This is a genomic window from Stenotrophomonas sp. CC22-02 (assembly GCF_004365115.1).
Classification (GTDB): domain Bacteria; phylum Pseudomonadota; class Gammaproteobacteria; order Xanthomonadales; family Xanthomonadaceae; genus Stenotrophomonas; species Stenotrophomonas forensis.
Map to the genome: position 1 here is coordinate 3,887,491 of NZ_SOCO01000001.1, position 23,880 is coordinate 3,911,370.

Genomic DNA, 23,880 nt, shown 5'->3' on the forward strand with positions numbered 1-23,880 from the left:
TATGCGTACAACCGGCCCCTTGCGGAAATCGTGAATCGCCAACCCGTTGTTCCACAAGGGGCTGGCGGCGGTAATCAGGGGCCTGTAACAGCGACCAGGTGGCGTTCGCCGGCCAGGCCGGGCACGCTCAGCGGGGTCACCTCACGCACCTGCCAGCCTTCCGGCAGGTCCGCGATCTCTTCATGGGGATAGACGCCCTTCATGGCCAGCAACACGCCACCGGGGCGCAGCAGGTGGCCGCCGACGCGGACGATGCCGGCCAGGGTATCCATCGCGCGCGCGGTCAGCTGGTCGTAACGGCCGGCCTCGTCCAGTGCCTCGGCGCGCGATTCGGCCACGCGGGCGTTGCCCAGGCCGAGCTGGCGCACCGCCTCGCGCATGAAGCGCGCCTTCTTTCCGTTGCTCTCGACCAGGGTGACCTGCAGGCCCGGGCAGGCGATGGCCAGCGGGATGCCGGGCAGCCCGGGGCCGGTGCCGAGGTCGGCCAGGCTGCCATCGGCCACGAACGGCTGCATCGCCAGCGAGTCGAGCAGATGACGGGTGACCATCTCCTGCGGGTCACGGATCGCGGTGAGGTTGTAGGTGCCGTTCCAGCGGTGCAGCAGGGCCAGGTAGCGCAGCAGCGGCGGTGCCAGCGCGGCATCCAGGCCCATGCTGGCCAGGCCCTGTTCCAGCGTGGCAGTCACGCTGGCGGGAAGTGGGTGTTCGCTCATGCCGGCATTATCGCCGGTTTTGCGCGCTGATTCGCCGCTTCAGTGCGGATACCAGGCCAATGCCGCGCGGAACTGCCCGCTGGCCTGCCATTCGTGCAGGTGCCAGCGCGCGGCCTCGCCCAGTTCCGGGTCGCACCAGCGCAGGTGCAGGGCGCCGTCATTGCCGGGGGCCAGCTGCAGCCGGTGCAGGCCGAACGAAATGCCTTGGCCGTGGGCTTTCAGCATCGCTTCCTTGGCGCACCACACGCGGAAGAACCAGTGCTCGCGCCCGGCCTCGTCCAGGCTCTCCAGCCAGGCCACTTCCTCGGGATGGAAGAAGCGCCGCACGATTTCCAGCAGGCGTGGTCGCGGCCGCAGCAGCTCAAGGTCCACGCCCAGCCGCACGCCCTCGCCCAGCGCCACCAGCAGCACCTCACCGCTGTGGCTCCAGCCGGTGCCGTAGTGGGCCAGTGCGCCGCTCAGTTCAGGCCGTCCCTTGCCGTCGCGCACCAGCGGCAGCGCCTCCGGTTCGGCTCCCAGCGCCTGCGCCAGCACCTGCCGCGCCTGCGGTTCGCCCCGCTGGCCAGGCACGTGGGTGCGCCGCCAGACCGTCACCGGGCCGAAGCGCCACGGGCCGTCGAGGGTGGCTGGCAGGCTCATCCGCACGCGCCCATCACGCAATTGCACGACGGGTTCACAGCCATGCGCGTCAACTGGTCACAGTTCCCCACCGGAGGTTCGATCATGGGCATCATCATCTGGCTGATCGTCGGCGGCATCGTAGGCTGGCTGGCCAGCATCATCATGAAGCGCGACGCCCAGCAGGGCATCATCCTCAACATCGTGGTCGGCATCGTCGGCGCGCTGATTTCCGGCTGGCTGTTCGGCGGCGGCATCAACGAAGCGATCACCATCCGCACCTTCCTGTTCTCGCTGATCGGTGCGGTGATCCTGCTGGCGATCGTCAACCTGTTCACCCGCAAGAGCATACGCTGACGCGGTGGTCGTGCCGGCCGCTGGCCGGCAGACGCATCACAAGGGGCCCGGCAATCGTCGGGCCCCGTTCTGTGGAGTCGAGCTTGCTCGACTGCATGGGAGATCAGTCGAGCAAGCTCGACGCTACTTCCACCCACGCCGGCGCGTGATCGCTCGGGCGTTCCCAGGTACGCGGCTCGCGGTCGATGCCCGAGGCCACCGCGCTGCCCTTCAGCGCGTCGGAGACCAGGGTCAGATCGATGCGCAGGCCCAGGTTGCGGCGGAAGCCGGCCGCACGGTAATCCCACCAGCTGAAGGTGCCCGCCTCGTCGTTGTGCAGGCGGAAGCCATCGTGCAGGCCCAGCTGCAGCAGCTTGTTCAGCGCGCCGCGCTCGGCGGTGGAGGTCAGGATGTGGTTTTCGTTCCACACCTCCGGGTCGTGCACATCGCGCGCGTCCGGGGCGATGTTGAAATCGCCCATCACGATCAGCTTCGGGTGCCGCTGCAGTTCTTCGGCGATCCAGGCATGGACGGCCTCCAGCCAGCGCAGCTTGTAGTCGTACTTGTCGGTGCCGATGTCCTGGCCGTTGACCACGTACAGGTTGATCACCCGCAGGTCGCCGAAGGTACCGGCGATGACACGCTTCTGCTCGTCCTCGAAGCCGGGAATGCCGATCTGCACGTCCTGCGCGGGCTCACGCGAGAGCAGCGCCACGCCGTTGTAGGTCTTCTGGCCGGCGAACACGCTGCGGTAGCCGGCGGCGATCAGCGCCGAATCGGGGAACTTGTGGTCCTCCAGCTTGGTTTCCTGGATACCGACGATGTCCGGGCCGAACGCCTTGAGCCATTGCTCCAGGTGCGGCAGACGGACATTGAGCGAATTGACGTTCCACGAGGCGATCTTCATGGGGGGCATTCTACCCGGCCCGGGTTTGGTAGACGCCAACCTTGGTTGCACCTACCGGGTAGTGCCGGCCGCTGGCCGGCAACCCTCGGCAAGACCCTGCATCTGCCGGCCAGCGGCCGGCACTACCGCACGAGCAGCCTCAACAACCCCGCAATCTTCGAATACGGCGGCCGCAGCCGGTCACTGGCCGCCCAGCGCGACTGCCACAGCACCGGCAGCCGCTTGCTCATCGCGTCGAACCCGGCCCGGCCGTGGTACGCCCCCATGCCGCTGGCGCCCACGCCCCCGAACGGCAACCCATCGGCGGCGAAGTGCAGCAGCGTGTCATTCACCGTCACCCCGCCGGCCACCACCTGGCCGAGGATGCGCTCCACCGTCGCCCTGTCGTGGCTGAAGGGGTACAACGCCAGCGGCCGGTCACGGGACAGCACGTCGGCCAGCGCGGCCTCCAGGTCCGGGTAGGCGCGCACCGGCAGGATCGGGCCGAAGATCTCTTCGCGCATCAGGTCCAGGTCGTCCGGCGGGTCCAGCACCACGGTCGGCACCAGCAGGCGCTCACGGTCGGCGCGCGCTTCATCCACCTGCGCCAGCGGAATCACCGGCACGCCGCGTTCGCGCGCCTGCGCCAGATAGCCCTGCAGGCGCCGGTACTGGCCTTCGTTGATGATGCGGGTGTAATCCTCGGCATCGCTGAAATCGCCATAGCGCTCGCGTACCTGCTGCTGCAGCGCCTGCACGAACTCGCGCTGGCGTGCGGTGTCGATCAACACGTAGTCCGGCGCGATGCAGGTCTGCCCGGCGTTGAACCACTTGCCGGTGGCCAGCCGTGCGGCGGCGGTGGCCAGCGGAAAATCGCGGCAGACGATCGCCGGCGACTTGCCGCCCAGCTCCAGCGTGACCGGCACCAGATGCTCAGCCGCGGCAGCCATCACCTTTCGGCCCACCGCCGTCGAGCCGGTGAACAGCAGATGGTCCAGCGGCAGCGAGGACACCGCCGCGGCCACGTCCGCCCCGCCCTGTACCACCGCCACCCGATCGGGCGGGAACACACTGGCCAGCAGATCGGCCAGGAACGCGCTGGTGCGCGGGGTGTGTTCGGAGGGTTTCAGCAGCACATGGTTGCCAGCGGCGATGGCTGTAGCCAAGGGCACCAGCGCCAGCGTGACCGGGTAGTTCCAGGGCGAGATCACCCCGACCACCCCCAGCGGCGTCGGCCGCAGCTGCGCGCGTGCCGGCCACAGCTTCCACCCAGCCGATGCCCGCTGCGGCTTCGACCAGCGCCGCAGGTGGCGGCGCAGGTGGTCGATGGCCGACAGCACGCTCATGCCATCGGCCAGCTTCGATTCGGTGCGGGCGCGGTGGCCGAAGTCCTCGGCGATGGCCTGGGCCATTTCGTCCAGACGTGGCCTCAGCGCCTCGCGCAGGCGGCGCAGGTCGGCCTCGCGCTGGTCGAGTGTGGGCCGCTGCGACTGCCAAGCGCTGCGCAGGGTGTGCAGGACGGCAGGGAGCTCGGCGGGCGTGGTGGTGGTCATGGGCCGACTATACGGGGTGCTGCGCAACGCAATGGTATTGCCGGCCGCTGGCCGGCAGCCCCATGGATCTCCGGCAGACATCGTGCATTTGCCGGCCAGCGGCCGGCACTACCAAACAAAAGGGCCGCGGTCTGCACCGCGGCCCCTGAAACCCGGTGGGCGCCGACCGTGGGTCGGCACGCCGGTTACTTGGTGATGTCCACGTCCTTGGTCTCACGCAGGAACAGGCCACCCACCACCACCGACATCAACGCGATGATGATCGGGTACCACAGGCCGTAGTACAGGTTGCCGGTACCGGCCACCAGCGCGAACGAGATCGCCGGCAGGAAGCCACCGAACCAGCCGTTGCCGATGTGGTACGGCAGCGACATCGAGGTGTAGCGGATTCGGGTCGGGAACAGTTCGACCAGGTAGGCGGCAATCGGGCCGTAGACCATGGTCACATACAGCACCAGCAGCCACAGCATGAAGATCGTGCCTGCGATGTTGATGCGCGCGCCATCCGCCTTGGCCGGGTAGCCCGCCGTGGTCAGCGCGGTCTTCAGCTCGGCACCGAACGCATCGGCCTTGGCCTTGCCTTCGTCCTTGCTCAGGCCGGCGGCCTCGTACGAGGTGACACTGGCGCTGCCCACGTTCACCATCGCCAGCGAACCGGCGGCGGCGGGCTGCACGTCGTACGGCACACCGGCCTTGGTCAGCGCGGCGGTGGCCACGTCACAGGAACTGGTGAACTTGCGCAGGCCCACCGGATCGAACTGGAACGAGCAGGTTGCCGGATCGGCAACCACCAGCGCCGGCGAATTGCTGCGGGCTTCTTCGATGGCCGGGTTGGCGAAGTGGGTCAGGCCCTTGAAGATCGGGATGTAGGTGACGGCAGCCAGCAGGCAGCCGGCTAGGATGATCTTCTTGCGGCCGATACGGTCGGACAGCCAGCCGAAGAAGATGAAGAACGGCACGCCGAGTGCGAGTGCAGCGGCGATCAGCAGGTAGGACGTGGTGGCATCGACCTTCAGCATGCTGCTGAGGAAGAACAGCGCGTAGAACTGGCCGCCGTACCAGACCACGGCCTGGCCGGCTGCCGCACCAAGCAGGACCAGCAGCATCAGCTTCAGGTTGCCGCCCTTCAGGCTGTCACGGAACGGCGTCTTGGAGCCCTTGCCTTCCGACTTCATCTGCTGGAACAGCGGCGACTCGCTCAGCTGCAGGCGGATCCACACCGAGATGCCCAGCAGCAGGATCGAGACCAGGAACGGGATGCGCCAGCCCCAGGCCTCGAAAGCTTCGTTACCCAGGAAGTAACGGCAGGCCAGGATGATCAGCAGCGACATGAATAGGCCGAGCGTGGCCGTGCACTGGATGAAGCTGGTGTACAGGCCACGCTTGTCGTCCGGCGCATGCTCGGCCACGTAGGTGGCAGCACCGCCGTACTCACCGCCCATCGCCAGGCCCTGGGCCAGGCGCAGGATGATCAGGATCACCGGAGCGGCGAAGCCGATCGAGGCATAATTGGGCAACACACCGACCAGGAAGGTCGAGATGCCCATGATCAGGATGGTGACCAGGAAGGTGTATTTGCGGCCGATGCGGTCGCCGAGGCTGCCGAAGAAGGCCGCGCCGAACGGTCGCACGAAGAAGCCGGCGGCGAACGCCAGCAGCGCGAAGATCATGCCGGTGGTTTCGTTGACGCCACTGAAGAACTGCTTGGCGATGATCGCGGCGAGCGAGCCGTACAGGAAAAAGTCGTACCACTCGAACACCGTGCCGAGGCTCGATGCGAAGATGACCTTCTTGTGGCCCTGGGTCAGGGTGCCCGCTGGATTGTGCGGGCTTGATGCAGTGCTGGACATGGGACGTGTTCCCTCTGTAGGTGCCGACCTTGGTCGGCACTCAATTTGGCAGGTTCCGGCCGCTGGCCGGCACACAATCTCGGTAGGTGCCGACCGTTGGTCGGCACTCCTTTAGAAGCTGTACTTGGTGGTGAACTGCAACCGGGTGATGTCACCCTTGTTGCCGTTCTCGATCTCGCGGCGGCCGTACATCAGCTCGGCGCCGATATCGACCTTGGGCAGCGGTGAGTAGAAGATGTTGCCGCGCACGCTCTGCACGCTCTTGGTCACCAGCGGGCCCAGCACGCTGTCGTTGTCGTAGTCGCTGCGCGCGTAGATCAGGTTGGTGCGCAGCTTCGGTGAGAACGCATGCCGCCAGCCCACATAACCGGCAAGCACGCCGGTCGGGTTGAGCTCGTCGCGGGCCACGTCGTAGGCGCTGTCGGCGGTGATGCCCAGGCCGATGTAGCGGGCGATGCCTTCGCCGCCGGTCAGCTGGTAGTGCAGCGAATCGCTGTCACCCATCACCCACTTGCCGCCCAGGGTCAGGCCGCCGGCCACCTTGTCGGCCTTGGCGCCGGTGGCCTGGTTGTCGACCTTCAGCTGGCGGACGATGCCGCCGACACCGAAGGTGCCCCAGTCGCCCTTCCAGCCATAACGCAGGGTCAGATCGGGCAGGCTGCCGCGATCGGAGTTGGCGCTGGTGTTGGTCCAGGCACCGGTGACCGGGTTGCGGGTACCGGTAAGGGTGGTGGTTTCCGGGTTCTCCAGCGCGACGCTGAAGCCGCCCTGGGTGTAACGCACCTGGGCCTGGCGCACGAAGATCACGCCGTCGGTGGGGCCGACGAAGTCGACCGCTTCGGGCAGCGCGGCGGCGTCCATGAAGTTGGACCAGGTCTGGCCGGCCAGCCAGTTGTTCCAGTACATGTAGGCGTGGCGCAGGGTCACGCCATAGGTATTGGTGGCGGTCTGGTTGCCCAGCGAGTTGCCGAAGAAGTCCATCTCGAAGAACGCACCGGCCTTGTTGCCGGACTCGCTCACGTTGTCGATGCCCAGGTTGAAGCGCGAGAACTTGGCGTGGGCGTTGAGGTCGGTGCCCGAACGCTTGCCGGTGCCGCCAGCGCCTTCCACCGGGGTCTGGCCCGGCAGGTACAGCGAACGGCCGGTGGCATCGTCGGCCAGCTGGCCATCGCTGGTCTGGGTGGCCAGGAAGTCGGCCTTGATGAAGCCGCCGAACTTGACCGTGGTGCCCGGCGCGGCGCCCGGAGTGAGGGTGGTGACCTGGATCGGCTGCTTGCCGGCCGGCACCTGTGCGACCGGCTTCTGCCCGGCCTGCACCGTGCGGACTTCGGTCACCGCCTGCTGGGTCTGGCTGATCTGGGTCTGCTGTTGTTGCTGCGAAGACAGCAGCAGCTGGACCTGGCGTTCCAGTTCGGCAACGCGTGCTTCCAGCGCTTTCTCTTTGGCGGTCTCTGCGAACGCCATGCCCGGTGCGACCAGGGCGACCAACAGGCAGGCCGCCAAAGGTGTGCGCACGGCTTTCAACGTACGGTGGCTCATGTTGCCCTCTCTCCCAAGTGGCAAGGTGATGCCGCGCGTGGGGCACGGTCGAGCCGAGACTGCGGGGCGTTCGCGCACAGCGGCTATTCGCCATTGGTCGAACCCGGCCCTGCTGGGCGCTCACTTTCGACCATGGTCTAACCAGAGTGGTGACGCGGCCGGGGGTGGATGGGGCAAACTGAGGGGAATCGGTCGCCGCGATGCTGCGACCGCACATACAAAGTCAACGTGCAAGTGAGGGTGCCATGGCTGATATCTACCCCGTCGATCCGCAGTTCGCCGCCAAGGCACGCATCGACAAGACGTCGTACGAACAGCAGTACCAGGCTTCGGTGACCGACCCGGATGGTTTCTGGGGCAAGGCCGCCGAGCGCCTGCAATGGATGCGCAAGCCGACGAAGATCAAGAACGTCAGCTACGACCTGTCCGACTTCCACATCAAGTGGTTCGAGGATGGCGAGCTCAATGCCAGCGTGAACTGCCTGGACCGCCAGCTGGACACGCGCGGCGACAAGACCGCGCTGCTGTTCGAACCGGATGGTCCCGACGCGCCGGCCCAGCACGTGACCTATCGCGAGCTGTACGAGCGCACCTGCCGCCTCGGCAACGCGCTGCGCAACCTGGGTGTCAAGAAGGGCGACCGGGTCACCATCTACCTGCCGATGATCGTCGACGCTGCGGTGGCGATGCTGGCCTGCGCGCGCATCGGTGCGATCCACTCGGTGGTGTTCGGTGGCTTCGCACCGAACTCGATCGCTGACCGCGTCAGCGACTGCCAGAGCAAGCTGATCATCACCGCCGACGAAGGCCTGCGCGGTGGCCGGAAGATTCCGCTGAAGGCCAACGTCGATGCGGCTCTGAAGCTGCCCGGCACCAATACCGTGGAAACCGTGCTGGTGGTGCGCCACACCGGCGGCGCGGTGGACATGCAGGCGCCGCGCGACCGCTGGTTCCACGACGTGGTGGACAGCCAGCCGGCCACCTGCGAACCCGAGCGCATGAACGCGGAAGACCCGCTGTTCATCCTCTACACCTCCGGCTCCACCGGCAAGCCCAAGGGCGTGCTGCACACCACCGGTGGCTACCTGCTGTACGCGGCCTACACCCATGAAGCGGTGTTCGACCTGCGCGAGGACGACATCTACTGGTGCACCGCCGACGTCGGCTGGGTCACCGGCCACAGCTACATCGTGTACGGGCCGCTGGCCAACGGCGCGACCTCGCTGATGTTCGAAGGCGTGCCGAACTATCCGGATACCTCGCGCTTCTGGAACGTGATCGACAAGCACAAGGTGTCGATCTTCTACACCGCCCCGACCGCCATCCGTGCGTTGATGCGCGAGGGCGAGGAGCCGGTGAAGAAGACCTCGCGCGCCTCGCTGCGCCTGCTCGGCAGCGTCGGCGAGCCGATCAATCCGGAAGCCTGGCGCTGGTACTACGAAGTGGTCGGCGACAGCCGCTGCCCGATCGTCGATACCTGGTGGCAGACCGAAACCGGCGGCATCCTGATTTCGCCGCTGGCCGGCGCGATGGACCTCAAGCCGGGTTCGGCCACCCTGCCCTTCTTCGGCGTGCAGCCGGCGCTGGTCAATGCCGATGGCGAGATCCAGGACGGCCCGACCGAGGGCAACCTGATCATCCGTGATTCCTGGCCGGGCCAGATGCGCACGGTGTACGGCGACCACCAGCGTTTCATCGACACCTATTTCCGTACCTACCCGGGCAGCTACTTCACCGGCGACGGTTGCCGCCGCGACGAGGACGGCTACTACTGGATCACCGGCCGCGTCGACGATGTGATCAACGTGTCCGGCCACCGCATCGGCACCGCCGAAGTGGAAAGCGCGCTGGTCTCGCACCCGAAGGTGGCCGAAGCGGCCGTGGTCGGTTTCCCGCACGACGTGAAGGGCCAGGGCATCTACGCCTACGTGACCCTGGTGGCCGAAGAAGCACCGAGCGACGAACTGCAGAAGGAACTGGTCGCCTGGGTGCGCAAGGAGATCGGACCGATCGCCACGCCGGACCACCTGCAGTGGGCGCCGGGCCTGCCGAAGACCCGCTCGGGCAAGATCATGCGCCGCATCCTGCGCAAGATCGCCGAGAACGCGCCGGACCAGCTCGGTGACACCTCGACCCTGGCCGATCCGTCGGTGGTGGCGTCGCTGGTGGACGAGCGCAAGGTGCGCTGATGGCGTGACTGCAGGCGCAGGACGCGCCAGGGACGTGGCCGGGAGGAGGGACCCGGCCGCGTCCGACCCGTCCTGCACCTGCCATCACGTCGCTCCTTTTCCTGATCGATAAGCTCGACCCATGACCACCCTCCTGATTGCCGATGACCACCCGCTGTTCCGCGAAGCCCTGCGTGGGGCGGTGCAGCGGGTCATCCCGGGCGTGCAGCTGTTCGAGGCCGACAGCGTGGAAGCGCTGTACGCGCTGGCCGACCAGCACAACGACGCCGACCTGGTCCTGATGGACCTCAACATGCCCGGAGCGCAGGGTTTCAACGCCCTGGTGCACATGCGCTCGCTGCACCCGCACCTGCCGGTGGTGGTGGTGTCCGCACGCGAAGAAGCCACGGTGATGCGCCGCGCGCTCGACCACGGCGCGCTCGGCTTCATTCCGAAGTCGGCCGACTCGGACACCATCGGCCATGCACTGGGCACCATCCTCGATGGCGAGACCTGGGCACCGCCGGAAGCGCACAACGTGCCGCCCACCGGCAGCGAGGAACGCGAAGTCGGCCAGCGCCTGCGCGAGCTGACCCCGCAGCAGTTCCGCGTGCTGCAGATGCTGGGCGCTGGCCGCTTGAACAAGCAGATCGCCTACGACCTCAACGTCTCCGAAGCGACGATCAAGGCCCACGTCACTGCGATCCTGCGCAAGCTGGGCGTGACCAACCGCACCCAGGCCGTGCTGATGGCCGGCAAGCTGGCGATCGACGACGACGCCATCGTGCTGCCACCGGAAGAAGACTGATCGTAACGGACTGCGGAGCCGAGCATGGGCTCGGCTCTACAGCCTTCATGATGCCTTTGTAGAGCCGAGCCCACGCTCGGCTGCTTTTCGCATAAAGGCTGCATTAGTCCCGCAGAGGCCACCTGCTCCAAGCGTGGGGATAATCGCCGAGACAGGTATAAAGCCCGGCACGCACTGGATTGGCTGCAATGTACATCGCCTGCGTGCGCAGGCACTCGTCACTGCGCAGCGCATGATCGTAGAACCCCGGCTGCCAGATCGGCGCGTTGGCATCCACGCGCCTGCCGATGGAACGCCCGCTCCGCGATTTGAGTATCTGCATGCAGCCGGCAAGCGTCCCGGTACGTAGTTCGAGCAGCCAATGCAGATGATCCGGCATGACCACCCAGGCGAGGGAGAAGCTTCGACCTGTCCGCTCTACCGTGCGTAGTGCTTCGATCAGAAGTTCGACGTTGGCCGCATCGTCGAACCAGCAGCGACGCGCGAATGTGACGGCGGTGATCGAATAGACATTGCCGGTCTGCGACCAGCGACCAAAGCGGAGTGCGGGACTGGCCATGCAGGAAGACTACGGCGCAGCAGAGGATCTCTACATCAGCAGAATGCTGCGCTGGACATCGGCGAATGCCCCAATGTAGAGACGAGCCCACACTCGGCTACCGTGTGAGGCAGCCGAGCGAGGGTTCGGCTGTGCAGGTACCCCTGATTACCCCACGCCGTGCAGGTGTTCGTACAGGATCGTCGCGCCGATGATCACTAGGATCACGCCACCGATGATCTCCGCACGCTTGCCGACCATGCTGCCCAGCACGCGGCCGAGCATGATGCCGACGGTGACCATGGTCAGCGTGCACAGGCCGATCACCGCAGCCATCACGCCGATATGCACGTCCATGAAGGCCAGGCCGATGCCCACCGCCATCGCGTCGATGCTGGTGGCAAAGCCGGTCAGCGCAAGCTTCCAGAAGCCGTGGTGCTGCGAGGGGTCTTCGTCTTCCTCGGCACTGTCCGGGCGCAGGCCGTTGTAGATCATGTGGATGCCCAGCGCGCCGAGCAGGCCGAAGGCGATCCAGTGGTCGAAGGCTTCGACGTACTGCAGGGCGGCGCGGCCAAGCAGCCAGCCGATGATGGGCGTGATCGCTTCGATGACGCCGAAGATGATGCCGGCACGCAGTGCATCGCGGAACACCGGCTTGCGCATGGCCGCACCCTTGCCGATTGCAGCGGCGAAGGCATCGGTGGACATGGCAAAGCCGATCAGGAGGATCGAAATGGGGGACATGGGCGGTGGCTGAGGTCGGGCTAGGACGGACGCACGGCCTGCGCTCGCGCCCAACCTGACGTTGCGCGCGCGGGCCGCTGGTCTCGCCAACCATCATGGTTGTCCACGCCACGGCGCACTGGCCGAGTATGTTGACGTGGACGATTCCTGCGAAGGAATCCGGCTACTCCCCAAGGGGACGCGAAGCTTAGCACCGCGATCCGCGCGTGGCGCATTTCCAGCGAAACGCGCAGGCAGGGCTGGTTTTTATAGCGATGGCTATATCGGCGCCGCTATGCGTTCGGGAGCCGAGCATGGGCTCGGCTCTACAGACGGTTCGCGCAACCGGATTTTGTAGAGCCGAGCCGACGCTCGGCTGCTCTTCGGCCCGAGCACGGAGACCCGCGCTCCGCGCCTGGGCCGAGCATGGGCTCGGCTCTACAACTGCGATTCAAGCGTCACCACTGCCGGCGTCGCGCAGCGCGCCCAGGAAGGCGCGCAGCGAGGCCGGCTTGATCGGCTTGGTCAGCACGCGGTAGCCGCGCTCGCGCGCCATGCGCTTCAGTTCATCGCGGCCGTCGGCGGTCAACAGCGCGCCGGGCAGTGGGTAGCCCGCCGCATCGCGCAGGGCCACCAGCGCATCCAGGCCGTCCATGCGGTCGTGCAGGTGATAGTCCACCAGCATCACCTGCGGGCGCTCGGCGATCTTCTCCAGCGCCTGGTCGACGGTGGCAGCGGTGATCACCTGCACCTGCCAGCGGCCGAGCAGCGCGCGCATGCCGTCGAGGATTTCCTCGTCGTTGTCCACGCACAGCACACGCAGCCCGGCCAGCGAATCGCTGCGCACCGGTGCGGCCACGGCCTGTACCGGCGAGGCCATCTCGGTATAACCGGGTAGCGGCGCCACCCGCGGCAGGATGATCGAGAACATCGAACCACTGCCCACGCGGCTTCGCGCGTTGAGGCGATGGTCGAGCAGGCGCGAGATGCGCTGGCAGATCGACAGGCCCAGGCCGAGGCCCTGCTCGCCCCAGTCGAACGGCTGCTGGTAACGGTGGAATTCGTCGAAGATCTGCCGCATGTGGTGCTCGGGAATGCCGGGGCCGGTATCCCACACCTGCAGCTCCACTTCGTCGCCGCGGTGGCGTACGGCCAGAACGATGCGGCCCTGGCGGGTATAGCGCAGCGCGTTGGCCAGGAAGTTCTGCAGCACGCGGCGCAACAGGCGGCGGTCGCTGCGTACCCACGCCGGTCGCGCGAACAGGTCCAGGCGCAGGCCACGGCCGGCGGCCACCGGGGTGTACTGCGCAGCCAGTTCGCGCATCAGCGCGCTCACGTCGAACTCGCCGATCACCGGGTGCAGGCCACCGGCATCCAGTCGCGACACATCCAGCAGACCATCGAGCAGTTCTTCGGCAGCACGCAGCGAGGCGTCCACGCGTTCGGCCAGATGCTTCTGCTCATCGCTGACGTGGTCACTGTCACGCAGCGCGGAAGCAAACAGGCGCGCGGCATTCAGCGGTTGCAGCACGTCGTGGCTGATCGCCGCCAGGAAGCGGGTCTTCGACTGCTGGGCGACCTCGGCCTCATGTGAGCGCTCGGCCACGCGCTGTTCCAGCGTCTCGTTGGCTTCCAGCAGTGCTTTTTCCGCGTGCTTGTAATCGGTGATGTCGTTGTAGCTGGTGACGTAGCCGCCACCGGGCAGCGCCTGGCCACGCATCTCGATCACCTTGCCATCGCTGCGGGTGCGCTCGAACACGTGCGGTGAACCGGCGCGCATGTAGCCGATGCGACGGTTGATCTGCACTTCGATGTCGCCCTCGCCCAGCTCGCCGCGTTCGGCGTTGTAGCGGATCAGATCGGCCACCGGGCGCCCCACATACAGCATGCCGTCGGGGTAACCGAACATGTCCTGGTAACGACGGTTCCAGGCGGTCAGGCGCATGTCCGGATCGACCACGCTGACCCCGGCGCTGATGTTCTCCAGCGTGGTCGACAGAATCTCGCGGTTGAAGCGCAGCTCCTGCCCGGCTTCATCCAGCACCGCCACCACTTCGCCCAGGTCCATGCCCGAGCCGCGCAGCAGGCTGGTCAGCAGCAGCCGCGCGGAGGCCGCACCGATCGATGCGGCCAGCAGTCGCTCGGTGAACTGCACCCAGGGCCGGTCGGCCGGTGCCGAGGACTGCAACTCGCGTCCCAGCGACTGCGCCTGTTCGAAGAAAGCGCGCCGCGCGTGGCGTTCACCGACCACGCGCGAGGCCAGTGCCAGCAGGTCACCCACGTGCACATGACCGGGCCAGCCACCGGCCACCGAAGGACGCTCGGCATACGGATCGAGGAACGGCGCGGCGCGCAGCCGCTCGTCCACGCCCGGCCGCCAGCGCGCGGACACCAGCATCATCGTCGCCGCGTTGACCAGCAGTGACCAGAACGTGCCATGGGTCAGCGGGTCCCAACCGGTCATCCCGAACAACTGCTGCGGGCGCAACCAGGTGATGTCGAACGGGCCGTTCTGTACCCAGCCGGCGTCCATCCAGCCCGCCATCGTCATCGCCGGCAGCAGCAGCGTGTACAACCATGTGCCGAAGCCCAGCAGCATGCCCGCCTCGACGCCGCGGCGGCTGGCGCCGCGCCAGTACAGGCCACCGATCAACCCCGGTGCGAACTGCGCCACTGCAGCGAACGCCATCAGGCCGTAGCTGGCCAGGGTGCTGTCGTTGCTGCTGCTGCGGTAGTAGCTGTAGGCCATCAGTGCCAGCAGCAGGATCGCCAGCCGGCGGATCCACAGCACGCGCGAGGCCACGTCGGCCGCTTCCTGATGATCACCACTTCGACGCAGCAGCACCGGCATCACCAGATCGTTGCTGACCATGGTGGCCAGCGCGATCGAGGACACGATCACCATGCCGGTCGCCGCGGAGAACCCCCCGATATAGGCAATCAACGCCAGTGCGTTGCGCCCTTCCGCCAGCGGCAGGGCCAGCACCATCGAGTCATCGGCCACGCCACTGCCGGTGCCGAACAGGCTGACACCGGCGGTGGCGATCGGCAGCACCATCGCCGAAATGAGTACCAGGTAGCCGCCGAACATCCAGCGCGCACGGCGTACATCACGCACATCCCCGCATTCGACCACCGCTACGTGGAACTGGCGCGGCAGGCAGATGATGGCGAGGAAGCTGAGCAGCGTCTGCGACAGGAAGCCCACCGGAGGCAGCCCGGTGAACAGCGTATGCACCGATTCCACCACTGCTTCATTGCGGTCACTGAGCCAGACGTAGGCGAACACGCCCACGGCCACCATCGCCACCAGCTTGATCACGGACTCCAGCGCAATGGCCAGCATCATGCCGTGATGGTGTTCGGTGGCATCGACCTGGCGGGTACCGAACAGGGTGGCGAACAGCGCCATCAACAACGCCACGTACAACGCGGGGTCACTGAAGTAGCCGGTCGGGCCGGTGTTGCCGGTTAGTACCTGCAGGCTCATCGCCACCGCTTTGTACTGCAGGGCCAGGTACGGAACGATGCCGATCAGCGCGATGATCGCCACCAGCGCTGCCAACCGCCGCGAGCGGCCGAAACGCGAGGAGATGAAATCGGCGATGGAGACCACGTTCTGGCTGCGCGCGATCAGCGCCAGGCGCTCGATGATGCGCCAGCCAAACATCAGCAGCAGCAATGGACCGATGTAGATCGGCAGGTAGCCGATACCGTTGCGCACAGCGGTGCCGACCGCGCCGTAGAAGGTCCACGACGAGCAGTACACCGCCAGCGCCAGGCTGTAGACCACCGGCCGCAGCCACGGCCGGTCGGGATACATCGGCCGGCGGTCACCCCACCACGCCACGCCGAACAGCAGCGCGGCATAGGCAACCGAGACCAGCAGCAGGATCCAGCTGGAGACCACGCGCGTGTTTCCGTCGGAGGAACCCGCAGTGTAGGCCAGGCATGGCCGGGTGTACGGGCTCGTTGGGGGCAACCACCCCCACCAGGGTGGGGGCCTACGCGGTGCGGGCCACGACCGTTGGTCGTGGCCGGCTTCTTACTGGGCCGGCACGCCCATTTCCTTCAGCAGCTCGGGCGCCGGGTAGACCTTGGCCAGCAGCCAGCGCAGGTAGCGCATGTCCACGTGCACGGCACGCTTGTAGCGCGGGTCGAACCACCAGCTGGCGCTGACCGATTCCCAGTTGCTGTCGAAGTTCAGGCCGATCAGTTCACCCTTGGCGTTGAGCACCGGCGAGCCGGAATTGCCGCCGGTGGTGTCCAGGTTGGTCAGGAAGTTGACCGTCTGGGTCTTCAGCGCCGGATCGGCGGTGCTGCCGAAGTCACCCTTGGCGATCGCCGCCAGCAGCGGCTTGGGTGCATCGAACGGATAGGCGTTGGTGTTCTTCTCGACGATGCCGGCCACGGTGGTCACCGGCGAGTAGCTCACGCCATCGCGCGGATGCAGTGCTTCCACCTTGCCGTAGCTGATGCGCAGGGTGCGGTTGGCATCCGGGTACACCGCACGGCCCTGCTTGGCACGCCAGGCGAACAGCGCCTGCATGTAGGCCGGGCGCAGGCGCAGCTGCTCGCCTTCGCGGGTCTTGCTCTCGTTCTCGATGCGCAGCTGCGCGGCCACCAGCGGGCCGGCCACGGCGATCAGTGGATCGGCGGCCAGCGCCTTGCCTTCGCGGGCGGCAGCAAAGCGCGACAGGCGCTGCGCCTCGTCGCCCAGCTGGGTGCCGGCGTACAGGGTGTCCAATGCCTTAGCCAGCTGCTGCGGGGTGCGGCCGAAGGCGGCGTCGAACTCGGCCACGCGCTGCGCATCCGGCAGCTGCTGGTAGCGGGTCAGCAGGGTGGTCAGCAGCGCCTTCTCGACCTCCGGCGCATAGCGGCGCTGCACCTGCTTGAGCACGCCTTCGATCATCGCCTGGTCGCGCTGCTGGTAGCCGCTCTCGCGCTGCGCGTCGGGCTTGGCCGACTCAATGCGCAGGCGCTCCAGCAGCAATGCCGAGCGCAGCAGCTGGCTCTGCGCGGCCATCTGGTCCAGCAGCAGGTCACGCTCGCCCACCGTCGCGCCCTGCGACAGGTTGGCCAGCAGCGCCTTGATGTCGCCCTGGTACCTGCGATCGGTGGCGGCCAGCATGGCTGTCTCGTCGGCGGCACGCTGCGCCTTGGCGTCGCTGCGCAGCAGGCCTTCCAGCTCACCGGCGGCGCGCTTGCGGTTGTTCTTCAGCGACTGCAGCTGCGAGGCGTAGCGGGTACGCGCCTGCGCATCCTTGGCGCTGGCGGCTTCGATGGTGTCGATCATCTGCTGGAACACCGACACGCGGCGCGGCAGCACGGTATCGATCTGGCCAGCGAATTCGGCGGCGGTGCGGTGGCGGTAGGTGATGCCCGGGTAACCGGCCAGCATCGCGTAATCGCCTTCCTTCGGGCCTTCCACCGACATCTGCAGGTGTGCCGGCGCCTGATAGGGCACGTTGTCCTTGCTGTAGGCGGCCGGCTTGCCGTCCTTGCCGACGTAGGCACGCAGCAGGGTGAAGTCGCCGGTGTGGCGCGGCCACATGAAGTTGTCGATCTCGTCGCCGTAGTTGCCGATCGCACGCGGCGGCGCGTAGACCAATCGCACGTCGCTCAGCTCCAGCTGGGCGATGCGGTAGAAGTCGGTGCCGTAGTACATGTTGGCGACCGAGCAACGCACGCTGCCGTCCTTCTCGCACTCGGCCACGATCTGCTTGCTGGCCGCATCCACCGCATCGAAGTAGGCACGGCCGGTCTTGCCGCGCGCCTGCGCCAGCACCTGGTCGGTCACCTTGTCGAAGCCGACGGTGACCAGCACGCGGAAGTCCGGGTTGGCCGGGCGCTCATCGGCACGGTCCCTGGCGATGAAACCGCCGTTGATCAGGTCGTGCTCGGGCGAGCTGTTGTACTGGATCACGCCCATCGCCACGTGGTGGTTGGTCAGCAGCAGGCCGTCGGCGGACACGAACGAACCGGTGCCGCCACCGGCACGCACCACGGCGCTCAGTGGCGGTGCGGTGACGTTGGCCAGGTCGGCCGGATTGCCCTTGAAACCGGCCGCCTGCAGCGGCTTGGCCAGCTCCGGCAGCTGCGTCGGCATCCACATGCCTTCATCGGCGTGGGCACCGGCGGCGAGGGTCAGGCCCAGGGCCAGGGCGGTGGGAAGGGCTTTGCGTGGTGACATGGGGCAATCCGGTACGACAGAACAGCCCGGGACCATAGCCGCTGGGGGCGGCCGCGGCAACGGCCGATGGTTGGGGCCGACGTGCACGGCAGTGCCGGCCGCTGGCCGGCAACCCACGCAACCCGGGAGATACGGTGCAGTTGCCGGCCAGCGGCCGGCACTACCGGATCGTTATTTCTCCCGCCGCCAGTTGATCGAACCGCGGTTTTCCACCGTGCTCGATTCCACTTCCACGTCGAAGCCGCGGCGCAGCAGGTACTTCAGCGTGATCACCGAACCGGCACCGACCAGCGACACGCCGTAGCCGACGTACAGCTTGGGCGAGATGTACTTGCCGACACCGATCACCGAGCCCCCCAGCGCGCGCGACTGGCTCACGCCGGCGTCGTCCAGGCCCAGCTTGGCGCCCAGCTGCGAGGCCAGCAGGCCACTGCCCGCGGACAGTGCCGCCGAGGCCGCGTTGACCTGCTGGGTCTGGTCGCTGCTTGCGCCGGTCAGGCTGCGGCCCAGCACCAGGTAGGCCAGCGCCTCGGACTGCGACATCGCCGGATCGGACCACACGTCCGCACGCGGCTGCTGCGCACGCCCGGTCACGTCGATGCCCGCCGTGACATCACCGACCCGGCGCTCGGCACGGATGTTGATGCGCGGGTCGGAGACCGCGTTGTAGTTCCAGGTCAGGTTGCCACGGGTGATGGTCAGGTCCTGCCCATACGCCTTGTAGCGCCCGCTCACTTCCAGGCCACCATTGGCGGTCATCTCGCGGCCAGGCTTGGCCCAGACCTGCATCTTGCCGGTCAGTGCGCCCTTCAGGCCAAAGCCGGTCATCTTCACCTTGTCGCCGAGGCTGACAACCAGGTCCATGTCCAGCGGCGAGGTGCGCGATTCTTCCGGATCGACCGGGTCGAGCACCACCACGTCTTCAGACACCGAGGTACCGCGGTCCAGGCGTTCGAGGTCGATATCGGCCTCGGGCACATGCACGGTGCCACGCAACTCCATAGCCGCCTTGGCCAGGGTGAAATCGAGGTTGGGATTGGCGACGATGCGCAGTTCGCTGGTGTTGGACAGCAGCACGTTGTCACCGTGGATCTTCAGCTGCAGCGGCTGTGCATCACCGAACCACGACAGGCCGCCATCCACGTACAGCGTGCCCTGGCCGGAATTGGCCTGGGCGGTGATCCTGGCCGAGCCATCGGGCTGGGCCACGAAGCTGCCCTTGCCCTGGTCGAAGGTCAGGCCCAGCGCCGGGAATTCACCCTTGAAGTTGCTCAGCTGCGCATCACCGCCCAGCGACGGCTGGCCACGGGTGCCGCGCAGGCTGACGTGCCCTTCGATCAGGCCGGTCGGGCGCACGATATCCGGCGAGAACAGCTCCAGCCAGTACAGCCGCGACATGTTGAGGTAGAGCTCACCGTTCAACGGCGCGCTGGCTTCCCAGCCGGTCTGCATCTTGGCATCGACGAAGCCGTTGCCCTGGAAGCCCATGCCCAGATAGCCCTTGATGCTGGCCGGGGTCATGTCCAGTTTCAGCGAGAACTGGTCGTAGCGCACCAGCTCGCCACGCGACGCATCGCCCACCGTGGTGCGGTTCTCGCCCAGGCGCACGCCGCCTTCCTTCGAGCGCACTTCCACATGGCCTTCCCAGGCGTTGCCGCGCGGGCGGATCTGCGCGTCCAGGCTGACATCGCCGCGCAGGTAGATGCGACGGCCGGACTGCGGCGGCAGCCATGGCTGCACCAGCGCCAGCGGCAGCGCATCACTGCGCACCACCAGGCCCTCGCGCGGCCAGTTCGCCTGCGCGCACAACGCGCCACTGCTGGCGGCGGCCAGGCAGGCTTCGGACAGGGTGTAGGTGCTGCCATTGATCGCAAACGCGGCCGGCGCACGCAGCGACCAGGCATCGCCCTTCACCGGTGCGATGCGCAGCGATGCCAGCTCGCCACGCCACTGCGCGCCCTGCTGGCGCACGCTGCCCTGCAGCTCGATCGCACCCATCTCGTTGCGCGTCTGCGCGGCCAGCCGCAGGTTGGACACACTGCCCTGCGCATCGATGTTCAGCCGTTCCAGCAGCATGCCGGCGTTGACCTGCTGGCCCTGCACCGCCAGCGTGCCGCTGTCACCACGCCACGGCAGGTGGCCCTTGATGCTCACGCTCTCGGCGCCGTAGCCATCCCAGTTGAGGTTGTTGCCGATCAGGTCGGCGGTGATGTCCGGCGCATCGCGCGGGCCCTTCACCTGTACCTGGCCACGCAGGCCACCGTCGGCGCCCGGCAGCAGATCGCTCAGCTGGAGCGGTTCGAAGCGTGCGTCGATGTCGAGGCGATCACCGACCTTGCCCGAAGCAGTGACCCGGCTGCTGCCCAGCGACAGCTTCAGGTCGCCCTGGCCTTGATCGCCCTGCAGCGCGAACGTGCCCTGCGCGTCGAGGTTGCGCTGGCGCAGGATGCCCTTCAGCGACGGCAGGTCCACCGTGGCTTCCAGCGTGCCGGCAGTGCCCGGTGCGGCGTTGGCCGGCGGCGGCAGCTGGCGGCCCTTGGAGGCCAGGTTGCCGGACAGGCGGCCATTCCAGCCCGGCACGAAATAGCCGGGGTCGAAATCCTTCAGTGCAGCCTTGGCGTCCCAGTCCAGCTGTGGCGCCCATGCCACCTGGCCTTCCACCTGCAGCTGGCCACCCGGCGTCTGCGCCTGCAGCTGGTGGATCGACGCAGCCTGGTCATTGCCGCGCACATCGAAGCGCAGCTGCGCCTTCTGTTTTTCGCGTTCGACCTCGGCGCGGCCGATCGCCGCCCACGCCTTCAACGTACCGGCCAGGCCGAAACGCGCTTCCTTCAGCGTCACTGGTACCGGCGCGCTGCCGGCGGTGTTCGGGTCCGCGGCCGGCACATAGGTCAGATCGCGTGCGACCACCGAGAAATTGAGCTTCTGCTGGTCTTCCTGGCTGAAATCGGCCGTGCCTTCCAGCCGCGCTTCGCCGCCGAGGCCTTTCACCAGCAGCGGCGAAACCTTCAGGACCTGGTCCTGCAGTGACACCACCGACGGTGCCAGTTCCAGTTCCTGGTCGCCCTGCTTCACCTTGCCGTGCAAGTTGGCGTTGCCGCCCTTGCCGGCGGCAGTGAAGTCCAGTGCCAACGGTGCGATCGCCGAGCTCGCCAGCGCCGGCGACAGCAGCGACAGATCCAGCTCGTCGCTGCGCACGCTGGCATTCCAGGTCGGATCGGTCCGCCCGTCGAACACCAGCATCGCGTGCAGCGGCTTCGGTGCACGCCCGGCCACCGCTACCTCCATGTGCGCAAGGTCGCCGCGTGCTACCAGCCCCACCGTCGCCGCAGTGCGCCCACGCGGGGCCGGCAGCACCGCCGTGACCGTCACGTCGGTGTCGTAGTCCTTGGCCGGGATGTAGCGGCCCTGGGCGGTGAAGTTGCCCATGTCGCTGTCCACGACCAGCTTGTGCGCCTGGAATTCGCCGTTGGCGATCTCGATGCCACCGCGCACGCGGCTGATGTCGATCACCGGCTCGTTGGCCTGGCTGATGCGGAAGCCATCGATGGCGATGGCATCGGCCTGGATCGCCAGCGGCATTTCGATCTGCGGCAGCGAATCCGGCCATGACGGCAGCTTGAACGGCTCGTCACTCTTGGCCAGGTTCAACGTCGCGTTGGTCAGTTCCAGCTTGTCCAGCAGCAGCTTGCGGCCCAGCAACGGGCGCAGGTCCGGCTCCAGGTGCGCACGCTCGGCGTGGAAATGGATGTCGTCATAGCGGAAGTCGACGTTGTACAGGGTCAGCGGACCGGCCACCGGGCCGTCCACCTTGTCCCAGGTGAAGCTGGCGCCCACCGGCAGCCGTGCCACCACCTGCGCCAGCAGCACATCGCGGCCGGCCACGGTCTGCAGCAGCCAGTACACCGCCAGCAGGGCCAGCAGCACCAGCCCGATCACGCCGGCGCCGGACCATGCCCAGAAGCGGCGGCGGCGGTAGAAGCGCACGCGCGGCGTCGTGTTCGGGGTCGGCGTGGGTGCAGGCGTGCTCACAGGTCCGCTCCGATGTTCAGGTACAGCTGGAACTGCGAATCCGGGTTGTTCAGGCCGTGCGCGATATCGATGCGCACCGGGCCGACCGGCGATTTCCAGCGCACGCCGAAGCCGACGCCGGTATGCAGGTCGATGGTGTTGTCGAAGGCACTGCCGGTATCAACGAACACCGCCGCGCCCCACGGGCCGCCATTGAAGTAGTGCTCGTACTCGGCCGAGCCGATCACCAGGTTCTTGGCGCCCAGTGCGTACTTGTCCGGCGCAGGGGTGCGCGGGCCGACCTCACGGTAGGCATAGCCGCGGATGCTGCGGTCGCCGCCGGCGAAGTAGCGCAGGCTCGGCGGCATCGCGACCAGGTCGCTGGTCCAGGTGGTGCCGCCCTCGCCGCGCAGGATCAGGCGGTTGCTTTCGCCCACCGGGATGTACCAGCGCAGCACGGCATTGGCCTGCACGAAGCTGGTATCCGAACCGACGCCCTCGATGCCGGTCCGTAGCGTCGCGGTGCCGCTGATGCCCTTGCGCGGGAACATCTGGTCGTCGACGTTGACGTAGTCGGCGACCATCTGCGGGTACACCAGCGTCGAGGTGTTGTAGACCGCATCGGTGAATTCGGTGCCGGAAGCGTAGCGCCAGCGCTCGCGCAGCGCGTTGACCGAGGCGATCGCGGTCCAGTGCTCGTTGATCTCGCCGCTGCGGCTGGCGATCAGCTTGAAGTTGCGCAGATCGATGTAATCGGTCTGTTCGTCATACGCGCTGGCGGCGAAGGTGTACCAGCCGTCGAGCCAGTTGAACGCCGGGATGCGGTAGCTGGTCACCAGGCTCTTGCGCTTCTGCGCGTAGTCCAGCTGCGTGTTCATCTTGTGGCCGCGGTTGTTCAGGAACCGCCGCTCGATGCCACCACGCACACCCGGGCCGCTCTCGCTGCCGTAGCTCAGACCGGCGGTGTAGATGGTGCGCTTGGCGCGGGTCAGGTTGACGTCCACCGGCACGTCGCCGTTGTCGTCGGCCTGGTCCGGCCGCGGCTGGATGTCGATCACGCTGAAGTAGTCCAGCTTGGTCAGCGATTGCCGCAGCCGGTCCAGCTTGCCTTCGTGGTAGTAGCTGCCCTGGTCCCAGTACACCAGCGGGTCGAACAGCTTGTCGACGAAGTAGTCCTGGTGGAAGCGCACCGGGCCCATGTTGTAACGGCGGCCGCTGTCCCAGGTCAGGTCGATGTCAGCGGCGTTGTCGGCACGGGTGATCTGCACCTGGCGCTGGGTGTAGTCGGCGTCGAAGTAGCCACGCTCGGCCAGGCGGCGGGTGATGGTGATCTTGCTGGCTTCGTACTGGGTGTGCTCGAAGCGTTGGCCCTTGCGCGGCTTGAACGCGGCCAGGTCGTCCTGCAGGTACTGGTCGTAGATCGCCGGGCCGGTGATGTCGATGTGCTCGCGGCGCACGGTCACCGGGGCGCCCTTGTCGACATGGATCAGCACCCGCACGTGCTCGTCCTCGCGCGGAGCTTCGACCTTGATCACCGGGTTGTAGTACCCGAACGGTTCCAGCGCCTGGCGGGTCTGCCGCTCGGCCTGCGACAACAGGTATTCCAGGCGCGACTCGCCCTGCTCCTTGCCGATCGTGTCGTACAGCGACAGCGATTCCTGGATGTTCTCGATGATTGCGGCGTCGTCGCCCTTGTCCAATCCCTTGATGTCCACCTTGTCGATGGTGCCGCGCGCGTGGGCCACGGAAGTGGCGGCCAGCGACAGGACCATCAGCGGCAGGGCGTATTTCTTTGGCTGCATGCGGCACAGCATACCGACCGGAGGTGACGATGCGAAATGCATCACGTCATTCGGGATCGGTTGTTAAGTGGCGGTCAAAATACGCGCCTTTGTGGCGATCGTCGTGAATGCCGATGAGGAAGCCGGCATCGTCCGCGATGCC

Annotated in this window: 15 protein-coding genes and 1 riboswitch; of the genes, 3 read left to right on the top strand and 12 right to left on the bottom strand. The window is 67.0% G+C overall.

The genetic code is table 11. The annotated features are described in order from the left end of the window. Window positions 1-74 precede the first annotated feature (74 nt). A complete protein-coding gene (gene rsmG / locus N440_RS17750; RefSeq protein ID WP_133935923.1) occupies window positions 75-713 on the bottom strand; it encodes a 16S rRNA (guanine(527)-N(7))-methyltransferase RsmG in 639 nt (212 codons plus the stop codon). 39 nt (window positions 714-752) lie between these two features. Continuing rightward, a complete protein-coding gene (locus N440_RS17755; RefSeq protein ID WP_133935924.1) occupies window positions 753-1,352 on the bottom strand; it encodes a 4'-phosphopantetheinyl transferase superfamily protein in 600 nt (199 codons plus the stop codon). Window positions 1,353-1,436: 84 nt separating this feature from the next. On the opposite strand from N440_RS17755, the gene N440_RS17760 reads away from it, so the two are divergent. Then, window positions 1,437-1,688: a GlsB/YeaQ/YmgE family stress response membrane protein gene (locus tag N440_RS17760; protein ID WP_005411656.1), complete on the top strand. Its 252-nt coding sequence runs from the start codon at window positions 1,437-1,439 to the stop codon at window positions 1,686-1,688. A 103-nt stretch (window positions 1,689-1,791) separates the two neighbouring features. Here N440_RS17760 and xth read toward each other — a convergent pair whose 3' ends face one another. The 4 genes from xth to N440_RS17780 form a co-directional block, all read right to left on the bottom strand. After that, window positions 1,792-2,574: an exodeoxyribonuclease III gene (gene xth, locus N440_RS17765; protein ID WP_133935925.1), complete on the bottom strand. Its 783-nt coding sequence runs from the start codon at window positions 2,572-2,574 to the stop codon at window positions 1,792-1,794. Between the two features lie 122 nt (window positions 2,575-2,696). Beyond that, complete coding sequence (locus tag N440_RS17770) at window positions 2,697-4,106, bottom strand: coniferyl aldehyde dehydrogenase (RefSeq protein ID WP_133935926.1); 1,410 nt, start codon at window positions 4,104-4,106, stop codon at window positions 2,697-2,699. A 185-nt stretch (window positions 4,107-4,291) separates the two neighbouring features. Beyond that, complete coding sequence (locus N440_RS17775; protein ID WP_133935927.1) at window positions 4,292-5,956, bottom strand: MFS transporter; 1,665 nt, start codon at window positions 5,954-5,956, stop codon at window positions 4,292-4,294. 111 nt (window positions 5,957-6,067) lie between these two features. Then, on the bottom strand, window positions 6,068-7,495 hold the full coding sequence (locus N440_RS17780) for a DcaP family trimeric outer membrane transporter (RefSeq protein WP_133935928.1): 1,428 nt from the start codon (window positions 7,493-7,495) through the stop codon (window positions 6,068-6,070). A gap of 245 nt (window positions 7,496-7,740) precedes the next feature. Here N440_RS17780 and acs point away from each other — a divergent pair, with 245 nt between their 5' ends. Further along, on the top strand, window positions 7,741-9,684 hold the full coding sequence (acs, locus tag N440_RS17785; protein WP_049455828.1) for an acetate--CoA ligase: 1,944 nt from the start codon (window positions 7,741-7,743) through the stop codon (window positions 9,682-9,684). A 121-nt stretch (window positions 9,685-9,805) separates the two neighbouring features. Next, window positions 9,806-10,471: a response regulator transcription factor gene (locus N440_RS17790; protein WP_006477308.1), complete on the top strand. Its 666-nt coding sequence runs from the start codon at window positions 9,806-9,808 to the stop codon at window positions 10,469-10,471. A 103-nt stretch (window positions 10,472-10,574) separates the two neighbouring features. Here N440_RS17790 and N440_RS17795 read toward each other — a convergent pair whose 3' ends face one another. The 6 genes from N440_RS17795 to N440_RS17820 all read right to left on the bottom strand — a co-directional run bounded on the left by N440_RS17795 (window position 10,575) and on the right by N440_RS17820 (window position 23,750). Then, on the bottom strand, window positions 10,575-11,030 hold the full coding sequence (locus N440_RS17795) for a transposase (protein WP_133935929.1): 456 nt from the start codon (window positions 11,028-11,030) through the stop codon (window positions 10,575-10,577). Between the two features lie 147 nt (window positions 11,031-11,177). Beyond that, a complete protein-coding gene (locus N440_RS17800; RefSeq protein ID WP_010482394.1) occupies window positions 11,178-11,753 on the bottom strand; it encodes a manganese efflux pump MntP family protein in 576 nt (191 codons plus the stop codon). A gap of 88 nt (window positions 11,754-11,841) precedes the next feature. Further along, window positions 11,842-11,931, bottom strand: a riboswitch (yybP-ykoY riboswitch). Window positions 11,932-12,183: 252 nt separating this feature from the next. Further along, window positions 12,184-15,642: a PAS domain-containing hybrid sensor histidine kinase/response regulator gene (locus N440_RS17805; protein WP_133935930.1), complete on the bottom strand. Its 3,459-nt coding sequence runs from the start codon at window positions 15,640-15,642 to the stop codon at window positions 12,184-12,186. Between the two features lie 135 nt (window positions 15,643-15,777). Then, a complete protein-coding gene (locus N440_RS17810) occupies window positions 15,778-17,925 on the bottom strand; it encodes a S46 family peptidase (RefSeq protein WP_133935931.1) in 2,148 nt (715 codons plus the stop codon). A 171-nt stretch (window positions 17,926-18,096) separates the two neighbouring features. After that, on the bottom strand, window positions 18,097-21,957 hold the full coding sequence (locus N440_RS17815; protein ID WP_133935932.1) for a translocation/assembly module TamB domain-containing protein: 3,861 nt from the start codon (window positions 21,955-21,957) through the stop codon (window positions 18,097-18,099). Beyond that, a complete protein-coding gene (locus tag N440_RS17820) occupies window positions 21,954-23,750 on the bottom strand; it encodes an autotransporter assembly complex family protein (protein ID WP_133936057.1) in 1,797 nt (598 codons plus the stop codon). The genes N440_RS17815 and N440_RS17820 overlap by 4 nt, the downstream gene beginning before the upstream one ends. Window positions 23,751-23,880: the final 130 nt, after the last annotated feature.

Coding starts and splice junctions, on each gene's coding strand:
- N440_RS17820 (WP_133936057.1), bottom strand. CDS start 23,750: ATGCTGTGCCGCATGCAGCCAAAGAAATACGCCCTGCCGCTGATGGTC.
- N440_RS17770 (WP_133935926.1), bottom strand. CDS start 4,106: ATGACCACCACCACGCCCGCCGAGCTCCCTGCCGTCCTGCACACCCTG.
- N440_RS17790 (WP_006477308.1), top strand. CDS start 9,806: ATGACCACCCTCCTGATTGCCGATGACCACCCGCTGTTCCGCGAAGCC.
- N440_RS17755 (WP_133935924.1), bottom strand. CDS start 1,352: ATGAGCCTGCCAGCCACCCTCGACGGCCCGTGGCGCTTCGGCCCGGTG.
- N440_RS17800 (WP_010482394.1), bottom strand. CDS start 11,753: ATGTCCCCCATTTCGATCCTCCTGATCGGCTTTGCCATGTCCACCGAT.
- N440_RS17780 (WP_133935928.1), bottom strand. CDS start 7,495: ATGAGCCACCGTACGTTGAAAGCCGTGCGCACACCTTTGGCGGCCTGC.
- N440_RS17760 (WP_005411656.1), top strand. CDS start 1,437: ATGGGCATCATCATCTGGCTGATCGTCGGCGGCATCGTAGGCTGGCTG.
- N440_RS17795 (WP_133935929.1), bottom strand. CDS start 11,030: ATGGCCAGTCCCGCACTCCGCTTTGGTCGCTGGTCGCAGACCGGCAAT.
- acs (WP_049455828.1), top strand. CDS start 7,741: ATGGCTGATATCTACCCCGTCGATCCGCAGTTCGCCGCCAAGGCACGC.
- rsmG (WP_133935923.1), bottom strand. CDS start 713: ATGAGCGAACACCCACTTCCCGCCAGCGTGACTGCCACGCTGGAACAG.
- xth (WP_133935925.1), bottom strand. CDS start 2,574: ATGAAGATCGCCTCGTGGAACGTCAATTCGCTCAATGTCCGTCTGCCG.
- N440_RS17775 (WP_133935927.1), bottom strand. CDS start 5,956: ATGTCCAGCACTGCATCAAGCCCGCACAATCCAGCGGGCACCCTGACC.
- N440_RS17810 (WP_133935931.1), bottom strand. CDS start 17,925: ATGTCACCACGCAAAGCCCTTCCCACCGCCCTGGCCCTGGGCCTGACC.